The organism is Legionella sp. 39-23 (assembly GCF_001897665.1).
Classification (GTDB): Bacteria; Pseudomonadota; Gammaproteobacteria; order Legionellales; family Legionellaceae; genus Legionella; species Legionella steelei.
In genome coordinates, this window is sequence record NZ_MKTO01000013.1 from 1 (window position 1) to 17317 (window position 17317).

Below are 17317 nucleotides of genomic sequence, written 5' to 3' on the forward strand. Positions count from 1 at the left end.
GGAGTTAATAAACCAATTCGGAATAGCTCTTATTTTTCCTGAATTTTGTTCCAGATTACCAGACCTAGATTAATTTGAAAACTTAATTACTAATGATGAAAAAAATTGGTTATCTATCTGTATTCAATGAAAATACTTGAACAACTTCACAGTTTACAATCCTATAAAATGAAACATACCGAATTATAGATATTAAAAGACCAATATAGTCCTTAAGTCGGTTGGCTGTTCCATTGCTCCCCAAACCCGACAATTGCCACCAGATTGGACCACATCTGCTTTCAATCCGTCAGGAACTCTTAAATCAAAAACTCTTTTCTCAAAAGTTTAATCCTGAACTCTTTGAGATCAGTAAGGGGTTTAACGTAGGTAATCTCACCATGGATGATTACGAGGATGAACTGATTTTTCTTTTAGGATACATCTTTGGCTGTACCACGGCCTCCATTACCGCAGGAAATAGACAACCTACCGTGTTTGCAGGCCACCCAAACCATGTTCAGCTGGCTTACAAAACCTTCCATTACCTTGATGCCTTCTTAAATGATGAAGTAAAGTCCTTTGCCGCACGGTGTCATAAAAACACCAAAAGAAAAAATCGCGCTACCCGTGCAAAATGGCATGGATGTCACCTGGTCGGAGTGATGCTGAACTCTATTATCGATGATGAAGAAGACTATATGCTGTTACCCCAATCAGAATATGAACAATTATCTCAATATTCCTTTAAAAAAGTGCATGAGTATTTTGATGAAAACGAACCTCTTGGTGGTTGGTGGGATCCAAAAAAACATCCATTCAGATAACCTAAAGCCTGTAATATCATCAATAAAAGTGAGTCACTAAAAAAAGAATGACTGAACACAATTTATTCGATAGAATGATCAAGATTTAACCGTTCCAGGAAAAGCGCTCGGTTGATTGTTGTTTCAAACCAAATTAAGGAAACGTGGTAATGAGTAACATTCTGAATATTAAAAATCAATTTCCCCCCTCAATAAGCAACGTTAAGACCTTATTTTCACGGTTTTTATACGCTGCTTCAAAAACCGCAGATACACCTCAATCCAATACGTAAAAAAGGTACTGGTAATTAACTCAATAATTAAGAGGTTATCCGTTACCCTGCTTATCGTAAGCTTAATCTGATAATCAGGTGACACCATTTCGATTTAAAAAAAGTGGATGACCCATTCGTTGTAAGGAAGAATCATGTCGTATCAAAAAGTGGAACTTGAGTTGGCTTCTGATATCCATCAATCAGAACACATGGAGCAGGACACTCGCGCTCAGAAAACAAAAAAAGATAAAGAACGTTTTGAGAAGATTGTAACGACTCAAAATAAAATACAAAAAATCAAGGTAGATCTGAATCAATTGATTCAAGCGATGAACCAAAATCCAAGTCTATTATCGAGGGCTGCCAATTTGTGGAATAAAATCCCTTTATGGCAAAAAATTACCGCAGGTGCAGTGCTTACCGTACCTCTTTTGTTGACTGGGCTCATGGCAAATCTTGCAGCCCTTATTACGCTCAGTATTGTTACAGCAATTGTTTATACAGCAAGCAGTTTCCTTTTGGATAATCATCAGAGTCAAAATACAGACAATAGCGAACAATTAAATGCAGGAATTTCAAGTCTTGTTGAGCTGCTGGATACCGTTATTTCAACTTTAGACCTCTTGCGCGAACAACTGGCCATTGAAATTGATGCATTTCAGAAAGAAAATGAACGTCTATCCGAGAGTGTTCAACAATTTTGTGAGCAAATTAAGACATTAAAGTCACAAATCAGTGAATTGAATGATACCGAAAAGGCACTGCGTTTAACTCAGATTGAACTCGAATTGACTGCCAAAACGCTTAAAGGCTCTATTGAGGAACAGTCTCAAGTTTTAGAAAACACTCAAAAGGAATTAGAGCAGGTTGTTCTGGCGTATAAAGACAATCAGAATCAGCTATCTGATAAAATTAAAGAACTTGAAGACATTAAACTAAAAATGGGTAAAGAGGTTGACCAGGCACAATCGATTACCCTCGTTCTGAGAAGTACCGTGGAGGCCTTATCAAAAACGGTCATTGCAGATGAAGAACAAAGAACTTCATTTCAATTAAGACTCAATGAGTTTCTTACCAATAAAGAAAAAAGTTTTGATCAAGTTGCGGAACGAATATGTGAGGCCGAACGCAAACTCGCAGTGGTTACGAAACAATTAGAACAAAGCAATCAAAGGTATCGCACATTGTTAGACAGGCAGGAACAACAGATTATTCGTCTGGAGCAACTGGATGCAGAACAATCCAATGAGGTGCAGGAGTTCAGTAATGAGGTTAAGCCAAGCCTTAATGGGTTTTATGCAATTAAAAAAGAACCTCCATTTTTTCCTGCTTCTACCCATAGGACACAGATGGTTGCTGTAGTATAACCGGTGTTTTTTTGCAATTATTTTGAACTAAAACGAGTAAACCAATATGGAAATAAGAACAGTAGCTTTTGAATCTGAGTTAATTATTACGTTAGAGAACAATCAAAAGGTGGTGATTACCCCTTTTAAAACTCATGAACCTGGAAATTTTAAATTGGGAATTGATGCGCCTAAACAGGTGAGCATTAACAGGCAGGAAATTTATTTAAGAAAACAGGAACAATTAAAGAAAGAGAAGGGGAAGACATAAACTGATTCCTGATGGCTTTTGTTATCAGGAGATGAGTGGATTTTTATTAGCATTTATTCTGGAAATAATAAGGCTTGATGGTTTCATAAAGCAGGTCGTTAAGGTGGTGTATCACTCGATGAATTAAAATATCATGGGCATCGGTGAATTGATGGGCGATTACATCACTGACTGCATCAGTCGTTTGCTCTTCTTTGGCCAGGATTAACAGTAGATGCTCTGGTTGTGTGGAAAGAAATTCGTTAATTAGCGGGCGAAGCAGTTCAAGTGTTACCTCTTTTTTGGATAAATAAATTAAACACTCGCGCTCCAGTGTATAAAACAATTTTTTATTCATGGTGTATCCCTTTGCAGCCAGCCCTCAATATAGGTGATGGTTTCTTCTATAGTACTTACTTCCTGATTATAAAAGTACATCAAATAATCCTGAGCTGTTTTTCAATCAGTGGATAATCAAAAGCCTCAAGGCTTTTTTCATGCATTCCAAATCAAATGGGAAGTTCCTGAGTCATTAAGGTTAACAATTCTTTTAACATCTCATGAGTCAGGTAATTTTTCAATGCTTCGTCACTGTGTACGATAGACAACTGGTGGAATGAATAATTTAAGAATATCTATGGCCTGTGACTGAGTCAATGGTTTAGTTAATAAGCACCCATTCTTGGCTCAATGCATCCCCTCATTTGAAGAGCAATGCAAAAATAAGGACTTACTACTATGCTTTCAGTAGAGAAACATTTAAGTTGATAAGATGCTATTGATACCGGTCAGTATGATTATTTTAGGCATTGGGTTTCTTGGTTCAGGCGCATTTTTAATTTTTAGATTACTGCGACAAACCCTTTATTATCGTGTGCAATGGATTTCTTATCTGTTACTTATTGCTTTTTTTATTTTAAGTTATGCCGGCTGTATCGTCTATGGCATTTATTACGATCCCCATTGTCTTAATTATTGGTATGCCACACTCTTTCTTCTTGGAGGCGTTTATGTGTATTTATCCTGCAATTTAATGACGAACACCATGAATAAAATGGAGTTAATGGATGACATCACCCTGCGGTATGAATTATTAAAACAGCGCAGTACACTCGATAGTTTGACTGAGTGTTTAACTCGAGATTATTTATTAGAGGTTTTGAATCACCGTTTTCAGAAAATTAAACTGGATGAGGGGATGTTGGTGATACTCTTTATTGATATGGATGGTTTTAAAGCGATTAATGATAATCATGGTCATGACATAGGGGATAAAGCATTACAGCAATTCACTCAACTCCTAAAACGGCGTTTACGAAAAGAAGATTTAGTCTGCCGCTATGGTGGGGATGAATTTATTGTACTAATGGAGCATATTGCGATTGAGGATGCTCAAAAAATTGCTTCGGATATTGTCCGAAGAGCCACGCAATTGAGCCAAGATAACGTGCAATTGACTGGGTGTTCTATAGGTATTGCAGTGTTGAATAAGCACTCGTCTTCCATCAATGAAGTCATAAAAAAAGCCGATATTGCCTGTTATGCGGCGAAGCAAAAGAAGAGCAAAAACTCTGTTTGTCTATACAGCCATGCGTTATCTGCCCCTAATCACTCCAAAAACTAACATTAGAATATTTACGATTATCAATCCTTAGTTGTCATCTTTTTAGAAATGTATCTCATTGAGTTTTAATGGGTTGATTGACAGCATACCCTTATAGGTATATACCTATAAGGGTATGCTGGAGAACATGTCATGCCCAAACTTCCTGAACATCATAGTGAATTGTCCCGACTAAATCGAGCTATAGGTCAGCTTGAAGGCATTAAGCGGATGATTGAAGAGCAGCGTTATTGTGTGGATATTTTGTCGCAATTGCGTGCCGTTCGAAATGCTGTAAAAACAATTGAGCTCGGCGTGCTTGAGCGCCATGTTTTAAATTGTCTTAATGAGGTTGCTTGCCATGGCAGTCAGGAATCGCGTCAGGAAAAAATGGATGAAATAATGGGATTGCTTAAAAAATACGATTGAGGTGAATGATGAGTACACATAACCACAAAACTGAGCACACCAAAGAGGAGCACAGTTGTTGCGCTCATCAACATAAAAACCCTCCTGCGTCCAGTGTTGATAAAGAGACAGGAACTACAATGTATACCTGCCCAATGCATCCGCAAATACGCCAAGACAAACCAGGTACTTGTCCCATTTGCGGTATGGCTCTTGAGCCTGAGCAAGTGAGTATAACAGAGCAAAAAAACCCTGAATATCAGGACATGTTTTGGCGCTTCATTGTGGCCTTTATCGCCAGTATTCCCATTGTAATCTTAGCGATGGGTGAACACTGGTTGAGCACATCGATTCCAGTGTCCTTATCCTTATGGCTTCAAGTAATGCTGGCCACTATGGTGGTTTGGGGTTGCGGCTGGCCATTCTTCCTTCGAGGTTGGCAATCGCTTCGATCACAACGATTGAATATGTTTACTCTAATTGCTTTAGGTACGGGAGTTGCCTGGGGGTATAGTTTAGTAGTAGTTATTTTCCCCCAATGGTTTCCACTTCATTTGCAAGAAAATGGGATGATTCCGGTATATTTCGAAGCGGCAGCAGTCATTACGACTCTGGTGCTTTTAGGTCAAGTATTGGAGTTGAAGGCGCGAGAGCGCACAGGGGATGCTATTCGCGCGTTGCTTCATTTAAATCCTACAGTCGCTCACCGATTAAATGATCACGACAAAGAGGAGGATATTACGCTTGATGAGGTGCGCGTAGGGGACAGATTACTAGTGCGTCCGGGTGAAAAAATCCCGGTTGATGGGGAGTTGATTCAGGGTCAAAGCGATGTCGATGAGTCCATGCTAACCGGTGAGCCTATGCCTGTTGCAAAAGAAATAGGCAATCACGTCATTGGCGGGACACTCAATCAACAAGGAAGCTTCATTATAAAAGCCGCCCAGGTGGGCAAAGATACGTTACTTGCTCGTATTATTACCCAAGTCAGCGAAGCGCAACGCACTCAAGCTCCTATTCAACGGTTGGCTGATGCTGTTTCAGCCTGGTTTGTGCCATTGGTTTTAGGGATTGCAGGGCTTTCGTTTCTCGTCTGGTTTTTAATAGGGCCTGAGCCTTCTTTAAGTTATGGACTAATTGCTGCTATTTCCGTACTGATTATTGCCTGCCCTTGTGCTTTGGGGCTTGCAACGCCTATGTCAATCATGGTGGGGATTGGTGAAGGCGCACGACGTGGTATCTTGATTAAAAACGCAGCTTCTTTAGAGCTATTACGAAAAGTCGACACACTTGTTGTGGATAAAACAGGAACATTGACTCAAGGCCATCCAGCGTTAACCCAAATTATCCCAAGTATGAATTGGCAAGAAGATGAACTGCTGCGTCTTGCGGCATCCCTTGAGCGTCATAGTGAACATCCACTGGCTAAAGCCTTACGTGATGAAGCGCTAAAACGCCAAATTAATTTGGAAGAGGCCACAGATTTTATTGCAGTCAGAGGTAAAGGCGCTCAAGCCAAAATCAATGATGCGATTATTGCCATTGGCAATGCCCATTGGTTGTCTGTTCCTGGTGATGAGATTCCTGATGCGGCATTAACAGCACAAAAAGAGGGAGCTACTGTGATTTATATGACGGTCAATAAACAATTAGCCGGTGTCTTTATGGTAGCCGACCCTATTAAAGAGTCGAGCCAACATGCGGTCGCCTCCTTAATAAAAAAGGGCATTCAAGTCATCATGCTCACCGGTGATAATGCCATGACAGCTAAAGCGGTAGCCCAACAAGTTGGTATTCAAGAAGTCATTGCTGAGGTGCTGCCCGATGAAAAGAGCAACGTAATTCGCAAGCTGCAACAAAAAGGACATGTGGTTGCCATGGTGGGGGACGGGGTTAATGATGCCATTGCGCTGGCAAAAGCCGACATTGGCATTGCGATGGGAACCGGTAGTGATGTGGCGATTGAAAGCGCTGGCATGACCTTATTATCAGGTGATTTAAGCAAACTTTTAGAAGCCTACGAATTATCAGTGCATACGGTACAAAATATTCATCAAAACCTCTTTTTTGCCTTTTTTTATAATGCACTGGGCGTGCCGGTCGCGGCAGGCGTTCTTTATCCACTTACAGGGTTGTTGCTTAACCCGATTATAGCCGGTACTGCCATGGCACTCAGTTCCGTGTCAGTGATTGTCAATGCGTTGCGTTTACGTCATAAACTGTCATGATAGAATAGCAATGAAGGGAATGTCATTTTAGGGATAGAGTATACATGATAAAACAGAATTGGGGATTCACGTGTTTTTTGATGGGTGTTATCGCGCTGATACCTCTCTTGGGGTATGCAAAGCCTCCTTTAGGTCTTAAAGAGCTTACGCAGTTGGGTATTCAAAATAATAAGGATTTAAAGGCAGCACGTTTTGCCATTGCTATTGCCGAAGCACGTCTCGTGCAGTCAGGGTTATGGTCTAATCCTAGTTTGAATTTAAATAATAATGATGACAGGTTATTTAATAACGAAGGGGAGTATTCTCGCAGCATCAATTTTAACCAGGCCTTTCCCATTTCAGGCCGAATAGGCAGACAAAAAACGGTTGCACGTATTGATATTCTTCGCGCGCAGGCGGAAGTGTTTGAGGCGACACGCCAACTCAGTGCAAAAGTCGCCAATGCGTTTTATACGGTGGTGGTTGCAGAAAATCGGATGCAACAACTTAATTATTTACAAGGTATTAATCAAGAATTAGTACGTGTCATTCATAATCGCTACCATGCAGCTGAAATTTCTAAATTGGATGATAATTCAGCTCGCATCGAATACGCACGAATCAAACAAGAAAAACAACTATTAAAAAGCCAACTGATTAGCCAATATGCGCTATTAAATCAACTTATTGGACGCGCACCTAATGCGTCGTTGCACGTTGAGAAAACGATTAGGATAGCGAAAGGTCTTCCTTCTTTAGGAAGTCTAATCAATCATGCACTCAATAATCGTCCTGACCGGCGAGGCTTATTACTCGCAGAACAGCGTGCATTGGCTGATAGGCGCTTGGCACAAGCCGAACGCTTTGCCGATTGGAATTTAGGTGTTGGCGTACAGCAAGATAAAATTGTGGTAGAAGGTGCCCCACCTCAACAAGCCGACCGCACTTTAGGTGTTTCGTTATCGATTCCCCTGCCGATACTGAATCGTAATCAGGGACGAATTTTAGAGGCGGGCGCTACAGGTGCTCAGGCAATGATGGCCATTGATGCCTTAAATCTTGCTATTGAAACTGAAGTCACCAGCAATTACGGTCAGCTAAATGCGCTTAAAATAAGTGTGGTACAAACGCAAGGAACCTCTCTTCGTTTAGGACTTGAGAATGTGACACTTGCCCGTGAAGCGTATCAAAATGGGCAAGTCTCTTTTCTTAATGTCTTACAGGTTCAACGGCAACAAAACGATGTGCAGATGGCTTACTTAACGACCGTGGGGCAATATTTTCAATCGTATGTTGCCTTATGTACGGCTATTGGAGCACCGCATTCAAGCGAGTTGTGCTCTTATTTATCTTTCACTAAGGACACGACTAAATGATTCATGGAACTCATAGTACCCGCCAAAGAGTGCGGTTAGTTTTTTTGCTGGGAATCCTTTTGCATTCATCACTTCTTATCGCGCATGGGGATGAAATTGAAGTAAATACCTCAGGCCCTGCACAGGCGGTTACATTAACACCTGAACAAACCACGATGCTGGGTATTGAAGTATCTGAAGCCACAGCGCGCCCAATGGCTGAGTTTTTGACGTTAAATGGTCAAATCCAATTGTTACCCAATGCTCAAGCCGATGTTAGCGTGCGTATTAGTGGTGCAGTGACTGATATTGTTGCCAATCTAGGTGATACGGTAACCAAAGGACAAGTTGTAGCTACCGTGCAATCGCGTCTCGTTGGAGACCCTCCACCCAGTGTTGCGGTAAAAGCACCCATTTCAGGTGTTATCGATGCACGCAACGTGAACTTAGGCCAAGCAGTAGAGCCTAATACCGTTTTGTTTCACATCAGTAACCGCGACCAATTGCTGGCCATTGCCCAAGTGTATGAAGAAGATTTAGGTAAGATTAAACGAGGACAAAACGTTAATGTCCATGTTTTAAGTTATCCAAATCGAATTTTTTCAGGCAAAGTTACGTTAATTGAGCCCAATTTAGATCCCTTAACGCGCAGTGTGAATGTACAAATCAGTCTTGATAACAAAGAAGGATTATTAAAGCCTGGCATGTTTGTACGTGCTAATGTGGTTTTGCGCTTTACAGAAGGTGCGCTTACGATCCCTAATAATGCCGTACTTGAAATTGACAACGCCACCTTTGTATTTGTTAAGAATGGCACCACCTATGACCGAACGGTGATCAGTCTCGGGGCTCGTGATGAGAAGTACACCGAAATTAAAGACGGGTTGGTGCCGGGGGATGCGGTTGTGACTCAAGGAAATCGTGAATTATACACCTTGTCTTTAAGTGGTAGTGGCAGCAAAAAAACCGGCGATAAGGAATCTCACTAATGTTTACGCGCTTAATTGCCTGGTCGTTGCATAATCGTTTTTTGATTCTAGCCTTAACACTGGTTCTTTGTCTTTTAGGTGGTTACACCTTAAAACAAATGCCAGTGGATGTGTTTCCTGAGTTTGCACCACCACAGGTAGTGGTACAAACTGAAGCACCGGGCATGGCAACGCAAGATGTCGAAACGCTCATCACCTACCCTTTGGAAAGTGCCATTAACGGCACCCCAGGGGTGGCTAGCGTGCGCTCAAAAACCTCTGTTGGCTTATCGACAATTACAGTGGTTTTTGATGATAGAACCGATATTTACCGTAACCGACAACTGGTTAATGAGCGTATTCAACAAATGAGCAACAGACTTCCACCTGGGGTTAATCCGCCGGTGATGCTTCCTGTGACCTCAGCTGTGGGTTGGCTTGTTAAATACGCCTTAATCAGTGATACTGCAAGCCCAGAAACCTTGCGCACAATTTCGGATTGGACGATTAGGCCCAGGATTTTGGCCTTAGGTGGGGTTGCTTCAGTGGTATCACTGGGTGGTGAAGTGAAACAATACCAGGTGCGGTTAATTCCTGAACGCATGCTTGCCTATGGTATAACCATTGAAGAAGTGCGCCAAGCATTAACCACCGCCAACCAAAATGTACCTGGTGCTTTCGTGCACCAGGCAGGAAGCGAGCTTGTGGTAGGAACGGTTGGTCGAATCCAATCCCTGGAGGACATTAGAAAAACCGCGATTACGGTGCGAAAAGGAGTTCCCATTACCATCAATAACGTGGCAATCGTCGCCTTTGGTGGAGAAATTAAGCGTGGAGATGGCGCTTATAATACAAAGCCTGCGGTGATTGGCACGATTTCCAAAGCCTATGGTGCTGATACGGTGACAACGACTGCTAAAGTGGAGCAGGCTTTAAAGAACATCAAGCAAACACTGCCCGCGGGTGTTGCGCTTAAAACCGAAGTCTTTCGACAAGCCAATTTTATCGAGTCTGCGATTCATAATTTAACCCGCGCACTTTTGGAGGGCGCGATTATTGTTATCGCCGTACTGTTTTTGTTTTTGATGAATTGGCGCGCTTCGTTTATTACATTTCTTTCCATGCCGGTATCTTTTGTCATTGGTTTATTGGTATTGCACTATTTTGGCATTGGCATTAACTCGATGACGCTAGGTGGGATGGCAATTGCCATTGGGGAAGTGGTGGATGATGGCATCATTACCGTAGAAAATGTGGTGCATCGCTTAAGAGTGAACCGCCAAGAAATTAATCCACTACCTGCAATTGAAGTCGTTTTTGATGCCGTGCTTGAGATACGAAGTTCCGTTGTTTACGCCACCGTCATTATAAGCCTTGTTTTTTTACCGATTTTCTTTCTATCAGGTATTGCTGAGCGTATTTTTAGTCCCTTGGCCATTGCTTATATTGCTTCGGTATTGGGTTCGCTTGTGGTGTCCATTACTATGGTGCCGGCACTTTGTTATCTCTTATTGGTTCGAAGCCAAGAAAAAAAGGAAGATGCTGAGGTGAGCTTGCATGCGTTGTCCCAACGCGAGCGTCATTATGGGGTTGAGCAAAAGACAGAACATAATGCTGAGTCTGAAACCCGTTTTGTCCGGTGGCTTAAGGGACATTTTTTAACTGCCTTACACTGGTCTTTGGCACATTTTAAAGCGGTAGTTGCGATGTCTCTGGCCGCATTTTTATTTGCGCTCGCTTTACTTCCTTTTTTTGGTACTTCGTTTTTACCTGAATTTCATGAAGGAAATTTCATTGTAGCCATGAGTACTTTGCCGGGCACGTCGTTAGAAGAATCCATGCGTTTAGGACAACAGGTGCAAAAAACCTTAATGCGTTATCCGCAAGTCATCTCAATTGCTCAGCGTGCCGGACGCAGTGAGTTGGATGAAGATGCACTACCGCCTAATGTCAGTGAATTTGATTTGCGTCTTGATTTTGATAAAAATAAATCCATGCCTCCCGATGAGTTATTACGACGTATTCGCGCTGATTTAGCCAATATTCCAGGGACTGTGTTTAATGTCGGGCAATTTATTGCCCATCGTATGGATGAAGTGCTCTCTGGGGTTCGTGCGCAAGTGGCGGTGAAGCTATTTGGTGATAATTTATCCACTTTAAATGAGTTAGGACAATCGTTAGAGGCTGTCTTAAAATCGGTTCCAGGGGTGGTCGATGTGAACAAAGAGCAGCAAATTAATGTACCGCAGGTCATTATTAAAATTGACCGTGAAAAAGCCGCACGGTACGGCGTGAATGTGGGGCAGATTTCTGAAGACGTGCAAGTGCTTTTAAATGGCGTGAGTGTTTCGAGTGTTTTAGAAGGCCAGCGTACGTTTGATTTATACCTTCGTATGGATGAGCCGGGGCGCGACAGCATTAAAGCCATTCAAAACATGCTCATTGATGCGCACGGACAAGCTGAAGCAAATTTAAGCCAAATTCCTTTGCGCGCGGTTACTGAAATTAAAGTAGAACCACAACCTTTTGCGATTAATCGGGAAAATGTGCAGCGGCTATTAGTGATTGGTTTTAACGTGCAAGGACGTGATTTAGGCAGTGTGATTGCCGATGTTGAACAAGAGGTGCAAGAGAAGATTAAACTGCCTGCGGGATACTTCATTCAATACGGCGGTCAATTTGAAAGTCAACAGCAGGCATCCAAAGTGATTCTTACCTTTGGCGCTTTAGTTATTTTTATTATGCTTATTTTGCTGCATAAAGCCTTCGGTACCTTTAGAGAAGCCTTATTGGTGATGTTTAATTTACCCTTAGCATTAATTGGCGGAGTCATATCGCTCTTTATCGCCAGTGGCGAGATGAGTGTGGCCGCCATGATTGGTTTTATTACCTTATTTGGAATTGCAGCGCGCAATGGGATTATTTTGGTTAGCCATTACAATCAATTGCGTTTGCAGGGAAAAACACGCGAGCAAGTGGTGATTGATGGTACGCTTGATAGATTAGTGCCAGTGCTGATGACCGCCGCCACCGCAGCACTGGGGCTTTTCCCCCTGCTTTGGGGCTCACCTGCCGGTAAAGAATTGGAGCGTCCTTTAGCCCAGGTGCTGTTAGGCGGGTTATTAACATCAACCGTACTTAATATGTTTGTAGTCCCGACCGTCTATAACGCCATTGAACAATGGCGAGAAAAACGAATCGCTTTAAAGGATAATCAACCAGGAGAAACACCATGAAAACACAGCAATGCAATAAAAAATCGGTATGGCTTAGTTTAATCATGAGCCTTTTTATTTGGACCATGCCTTTGGGACTCTTTGCCAATACTGCGGAAGTTTCTAAAGTAGCTATTCCTTCCACAATACCTGAGATTTGGAAGGCTATTGATGGGCAGGCTGCTTCCATTAATCAATCATTAAAAGAAAACCAGTTAACCTCAATTCATGAGCATGCGTTTGCCATTCGCGATTTAGTCAACGCACTACCCCCTTTAAGTATGGACTTATCTGATGAGCAGAAAAAATCATTACAAAGTAATTTAAACTTTGTTGCGCAGTTGGCTACACGCCTTGATAAAACGGGAGATGCCAACGATAAAGAGGGGACTCAGGCGAATTGGGATAAATTGGAAAAGATATTAACGCAATTACGCGCGCTTTATCAAACCTCACAGTCTAATTAAGGATTACATTGATGAAATTGTTTTATTGCGTTCATGGAGTACTATTAAGTACGCTGTTTTTAGGACAAGCTCTTGCAAATCAAGAGCTTGTTCCTCATAAAACGACTGATCCTACAGTATTATTGATTAAAAAGTTCCAAACCGAAGTGGATGGTAAACCAGCCGAGTTGTTCCGCATCGAACAGCCCGATGGCACATGGGGATATAAGGGGGTCAAAGGTCAAGTATTTGATGCGATTGTAAAAAATCAAACGGATAAGCCCACCGTCTTACATTGGCATGGTCTTATTGTTCCTAATGATCAAGATGGGGTACCTTATGTGACGCAAGCACCTATTCCCCCAGGCGGCGAGTATCATTATCATTTCTTACTTAAACAGTCAGGGACTTATTGGATGCATTCGCATCATGATTTACAAGTACAGCAATTTTTATCAGCGCCTTTGATTATTGCTGATCCAAACGATAAGGTGAGTGATAAAGAGGTTACTTTATTTATCGGAGATTTTAGTTTTAAAAAACCAGAAGTGATTCTAAGTGAGTTAAAAAAAGGGCAAATGACCCACATGCATCATGGCAGTGGGATGTCTTCTATGCCTATGGATAATGCGGCACCTGATTTAAATGATGTCAATTATGATGCTTTTCTCACCAATTATAAAACTTTAAAAAATCCTCAAATCGTTCCCGTTCATCCAGGAGACACTGTTCGATTACGTTTCATTGCGGGTTCTGCAATGTCCAATTTTTTTATAAATACAGGTATTTTGAAAGGAGAGGCAATCGCACTCGATGGCCAATCGATTCAACCGGTACAATCGGAGCAATTTCAACTGGCTGTTGGACAACGACTTGATGTCCTGGTGACTATTCCCCAGGGTGAAGCAGCATATCCAATTCTTGCTCAAGGCGAGGGGACGCAGATGCAAACGGGTTTAATACTCGCAACGCCTAAAGCGATTATTCCTAAACTAAATGAAAAAAGTTCAAGTAAAGCCGGGGCTTTAAACTATGATCAGGAGTTTCAATTTAAAGCATTACACCCACTACCTGATAAAACACCAGGCCAAATCTTAACCGTTAATTTAGAAGGCGATATGATGCGCTATGTATGGACTATTAATAACCAAAAATGGCCAGACATTAAACCTTTAATCGTTGATGGAAATAAACGCGTCGAAATGGTCTTTAACAATAAAACCACCATGGCTCATCCTATGCATTTGCATGGTCATGTATTTGAAGTCACTGAGATTGATGGTAAAAAAATAAGAAATGGTCTATTGCACGATACGGTCATCGTGTTGCCGAAATCAACAGTGAACATTCAATTCGATACTGATAATCCTGGTAATTGGATGATGCATTGCCATATGCTGTATCATCAAGAAACGGGCATGATGACCCTAGTGAGTTATCGCGATTTTAAATTGCCAAAATTAATGATGCACCATTCGTTGTAAGCCCCATTGCACTATCTGCAAGGAGCTTGAACATTAAGCCATTTTTTCGCATTCTTCAGCACATTGATAACATGCATCGGCACATCGCTTGCAGTGTTCCATGTGCTGATGCTTACTGCATTCATCGCCGCAAGCACGGCAAATTGTAGCACATAATCCACAAATTTCTTTAGCAAAGGATGAACCCCTGGCCATCATCTCTGCTGCAAGGGCGCAGATTGCTGCACAATCACGATCCAATGTAATACAACAGGCTAGGTCTTTACGGTTGTCATCTTCGCTGCAAGCTGTTGCGCAATGCTCACATTCAGCCACACATTTTTGGCAGGCTTTAATACAGGCCTCATACTGTTGGTGGGACATGCTACTCTCCTTTTGATGGTTCATTTGCATACCATTGATTACGCCATGTTTTTAATTGCTCAATTTCTTTTTGTTGGGTGTCAATGATTTTCTGAGCCATTTCTTTGATTTCAGGATGTGTTGCATTTTTTAAAGCATCTTCTGCCATCATAATGGCAGCTTCGTGGTGAGGTATCATCATATCAATGAAGCGTTTATCGTATTGATTATCTTTCTTACCTAGCTTCTCCATCATCATTTGATCCATGGCACTTTGGCATTTGGTCATTGAGCCCATCATACAAGCACAATTCTCTTTTGCCCAAAGTGTATTAGGGATTGTAATAGTAAGCGCAAGACTGCTGATAATTAATAATTTTTTAAACATTAGGCTTCTCCTTGTCTAGTTTAAAGAAATGATTTAATGGTTCCTTTTCGAATTATTTAGGAACTCAATAATTTTTATTACATCTTTTTTAGTGAAGGGCTTACGAAAGACTCGCTCCTTCTTCTCTTCTGATAATGCATAATCTTCGTATGAAGATAAACCCATAATAGGTGCTTCTTTGCTAATATGCCAATTGTTCTTAATTTGATGAATCAAAGTGTTTCGATGATTAAGGTTTATATCAATTAAAATAAGATCGTATAGCTTAGCGGTTATGTACTCCATTGCAGATTCAAAATCCCAAGCCAAATCTATGTGATGCTCCAGATCCAAGAATTGTGAGCGAATAACGATTCGTGCTGCCAATGAAGGCTCTACTATTAAAAAAGAATAAGACTTTGGCATGAAATTTCTAACTTAATAAAATGAGGCGCATACTACAGTATATTTGCTCCCTACAATAATTCTAGAGTAATTATCACTTATGGTCATTCCAGTGATTGATTATAAAGCAAGGCAGCGAGGGAATGAATCTTAGCATTTACCCAGGCTTTTTAAGTTGAATTTCTAAAAATGTCACAAACCGCATCAGCGCAGGCACAGGATTAACCAGTCTCAAGAATGGTCGTGCCTATGATGAATATCTGGATAATGCGGATGTGAATGTTTTATAGCATCATGATGATGTGGATGAGTATGGGGCTCCTCACCATCCCAAGGAACGTCATGGGTATGTTGGTGATGTTTATCATGAATATGATTGTGTTCATGGTTAAGTAGTTCATGCGTATGTCCGTGGACATGGTGTTCCGTGAGATGTAGCCATACGCCAATTCCCATTAAGCTTGCGGCAAGCCAAAACAAAATTGAGGGTGTTTCTTGAAAAAACAGAATGGCAATTGCCGCCCCAATAAAAGGAGCTGTTGAAAAATAAGCTCCTGTTCTTGCTGTACCAAGTCCCCGTAAAGCCAGTACAAATAGAACCAAGCTGATTCCATAGCCAATAAAACCGACTAGAAAAGCGTAACCTACTACTAGCCCAGAAGGGAGTGTCATATTTAAACCAAGGGCAAGGCTTATATTCACGATGCCTGAAACGAGCCCTTTACTTCCCGCAATGAACAATGGATCGCCGGCAGAAACTTTACGGGTAAAATTATTGTCAATCGCCCAACATAGGCATGCTCCCGCAATGGCTAAAGCTCCTGGCATATTTTGTTGGGTGGCTTCACCTTGTGGCCAAGATAATAGAATGCCACCAGCTACAATAAAAATCATACCAAGTACAATTCGAGAAGCTGTGCTCTCCTTAAAAACTACCCAGGCTAATAACGCGGTGAGTACGGCTTCAAGGTTCAATAGTAGTGACGCAGTTGCAGCACTTGTTTGCTGTAGGCCAAACAGTAACAATATTGGTCCCAAAATTCCACCAAAGCTGATGGCAGCGATTAGCCACAACCAATCAACTTTTAATAGTCCTGAATGACTCCAGCCCCGGTCTTTAACTAAACGCGTTAAAATTAATCCGATCCCGCTACCCGCATACAATAATCCCGCAAGCAGTACGGGGGATACCTGTCCCACAAGTTGTTTAGCAAAAGGCGTACTGGCTCCAAAGAACATTGCAGCACCAAGTGCTGCGATAGTTGGGGAAATTAGTCGAAAGCGCCTCATCTATAATCTCTCCTGATAAAACAAGCTATAAATACACTTGGATTGAAATAACATAAATTGAAATAAGATCTGCAAAATTACATGACGGTGTTAAAAAATATTTTCTTAAGTTTAAATCAAATAGGCATTCCATAGCCATCTTCCGACTATTCCTAGAATGAATAGCCACAATAGAACAATAATCACGGCAAATCCCCATCTTTTTGGCAATGATTCGCCCTTATTAATAGCTATTGCAGCGCGACTATTACACTCATCCCAAATGTCTTTAGGTATTAATTTAATCGTAAGGTAAATACCTAGCGGTATAATTAATAGATCATCCAGAAAACCTAAAATTGGGATGAAATCAGGAATAAGATCTATGGGGCTTAATGCGTAAGCTAAGGTTATAAACACCACTAATTTTGCTTTCCAACTTACTCTGGGATCACGTTTAGCAAAATACAACACCCAAATATATTTCTTCATGGATAAGGAAATTTTTTTTAATGTGTTTGACCTTTCCCCCCAAAATAAGACCATGACATTGATGAGATTTCCATTAAAATTACAATATTGGAGAACTCAA

17 protein-coding genes are annotated in these 17317 nt (G+C 41.3%); 11 read left to right on the forward strand and 6 right to left on the reverse strand.

The window, feature by feature from the left end; genetic code table 11:
* Window positions 1-380 precede the first annotated feature (380 nt).
* The 3 genes from BGO44_RS06325 (at window position 381) to BGO44_RS06335 (ending at window position 2677) form a co-directional block, all read left to right on the forward strand.
* Window positions 381-806 carry a DUF7168 domain-containing protein gene (locus BGO44_RS06325; protein ID WP_061401118.1) on the forward strand — a complete coding sequence of 142 codons (426 nt, stop codon included), beginning with the start codon at window positions 381-383 and terminating at the stop codon, window positions 804-806.
* A gap of 406 nt (window positions 807-1212) precedes the next feature.
* Window positions 1213-2427, forward strand: a complete 1215-nt coding sequence (locus BGO44_RS06330) for a LegC2/C7 family Dot/Icm T4SS effector (RefSeq protein WP_061401119.1) — start codon at window positions 1213-1215, stop codon at window positions 2425-2427.
* A gap of 46 nt (window positions 2428-2473) precedes the next feature.
* Window positions 2474-2677 carry a carbon storage regulator gene (locus tag BGO44_RS06335; protein ID WP_061401120.1) on the forward strand — a complete coding sequence of 68 codons (204 nt, stop codon included), beginning with the start codon at window positions 2474-2476 and terminating at the stop codon, window positions 2675-2677.
* A 46-nt stretch (window positions 2678-2723) separates the two neighbouring features.
* Here BGO44_RS06335 and BGO44_RS06340 read toward each other — a convergent pair whose 3' ends face one another.
* On the reverse strand, window positions 2724-3014 hold the full coding sequence (locus BGO44_RS06340; protein ID WP_061401121.1) for a hypothetical protein: 291 nt from the start codon (window positions 3012-3014) through the stop codon (window positions 2724-2726).
* A 414-nt stretch (window positions 3015-3428) separates the two neighbouring features.
* Here BGO44_RS06340 and BGO44_RS06345 point away from each other — a divergent pair, with 414 nt between their 5' ends.
* The 8 genes from BGO44_RS06345 (at window position 3429) to BGO44_RS06380 (ending at window position 14342) form a co-directional block, all read left to right on the forward strand.
* Entirely contained in the window at window positions 3429-4280 is an 852-nt protein-coding gene (locus BGO44_RS06345) for a GGDEF domain-containing protein (RefSeq protein ID WP_286822859.1), read from the forward strand.
* Between the two features lie 132 nt (window positions 4281-4412).
* On the forward strand, window positions 4413-4688 hold the full coding sequence (locus tag BGO44_RS06350) for a metal-sensitive transcriptional regulator (protein WP_061401123.1): 276 nt from the start codon (window positions 4413-4415) through the stop codon (window positions 4686-4688).
* A 5-nt stretch (window positions 4689-4693) separates the two neighbouring features.
* Complete coding sequence (locus tag BGO44_RS06355) at window positions 4694-6895, forward strand: copper-transporting P-type ATPase (RefSeq protein WP_416338579.1); 2202 nt, start codon at window positions 4694-4696, stop codon at window positions 6893-6895.
* A 44-nt stretch (window positions 6896-6939) separates the two neighbouring features.
* Complete coding sequence (locus BGO44_RS06360; RefSeq protein ID WP_135842592.1) at window positions 6940-8250, forward strand: TolC family protein; 1311 nt, start codon at window positions 6940-6942, stop codon at window positions 8248-8250.
* Window positions 8247-9218, forward strand: a complete 972-nt coding sequence (locus BGO44_RS06365) for an efflux RND transporter periplasmic adaptor subunit (protein WP_286822861.1) — start codon at window positions 8247-8249, stop codon at window positions 9216-9218. Before BGO44_RS06360 ends, BGO44_RS06365 begins: the two co-directional genes overlap by 4 nt.
* A complete protein-coding gene (locus BGO44_RS06370; RefSeq protein ID WP_286822863.1) occupies window positions 9218-12433 on the forward strand; it encodes an efflux RND transporter permease subunit in 3216 nt (1071 codons plus the stop codon). Before BGO44_RS06365 ends, BGO44_RS06370 begins: the two co-directional genes overlap by 1 nt.
* Window positions 12430-12879, forward strand: a complete 450-nt coding sequence (locus BGO44_RS06375) for a transporter (protein WP_135842595.1) — start codon at window positions 12430-12432, stop codon at window positions 12877-12879. Before BGO44_RS06370 ends, BGO44_RS06375 begins: the two co-directional genes overlap by 4 nt.
* 11 nt (window positions 12880-12890) lie before the next feature.
* The gene (locus tag BGO44_RS06380) at window positions 12891-14342 is read left to right on the forward strand and encodes a multicopper oxidase family protein (protein ID WP_286822866.1); all 1452 of its coding nucleotides are present in this window, start codon (window positions 12891-12893) and stop codon (window positions 14340-14342) included.
* Between the two features lie 33 nt (window positions 14343-14375).
* Here BGO44_RS06380 and BGO44_RS06385 read toward each other — a convergent pair whose 3' ends face one another.
* The 5 genes from BGO44_RS06385 to BGO44_RS06405 form a co-directional block, all read right to left on the reverse strand.
* Window positions 14376-14705 carry a four-helix bundle copper-binding protein gene (locus tag BGO44_RS06385; protein ID WP_135842597.1) on the reverse strand — a complete coding sequence of 110 codons (330 nt, stop codon included), beginning with the start codon at window positions 14703-14705 and terminating at the stop codon, window positions 14376-14378.
* Between the two features lies 1 nt (window position 14706).
* Window positions 14707-15072, reverse strand: a complete 366-nt coding sequence (locus BGO44_RS06390) for a DUF305 domain-containing protein (protein ID WP_246067915.1) — start codon at window positions 15070-15072, stop codon at window positions 14707-14709.
* Between the two features lie 33 nt (window positions 15073-15105).
* The gene (locus BGO44_RS06395) at window positions 15106-15477 is read right to left on the reverse strand and encodes a response regulator (RefSeq protein WP_286822870.1); all 372 of its coding nucleotides are present in this window, start codon (window positions 15475-15477) and stop codon (window positions 15106-15108) included.
* A 210-nt stretch (window positions 15478-15687) separates the two neighbouring features.
* On the reverse strand, window positions 15688-16746 hold the full coding sequence (locus tag BGO44_RS06400; protein WP_286822872.1) for a DMT family transporter: 1059 nt from the start codon (window positions 16744-16746) through the stop codon (window positions 15688-15690).
* A 111-nt stretch (window positions 16747-16857) separates the two neighbouring features.
* Window positions 16858-17217, reverse strand: coding sequence for a YkvA family protein (locus BGO44_RS06405; protein WP_286822873.1), 360 nt, complete (start codon window positions 17215-17217; stop codon window positions 16858-16860).
* Window positions 17218-17317 lie beyond the last annotated feature (100 nt).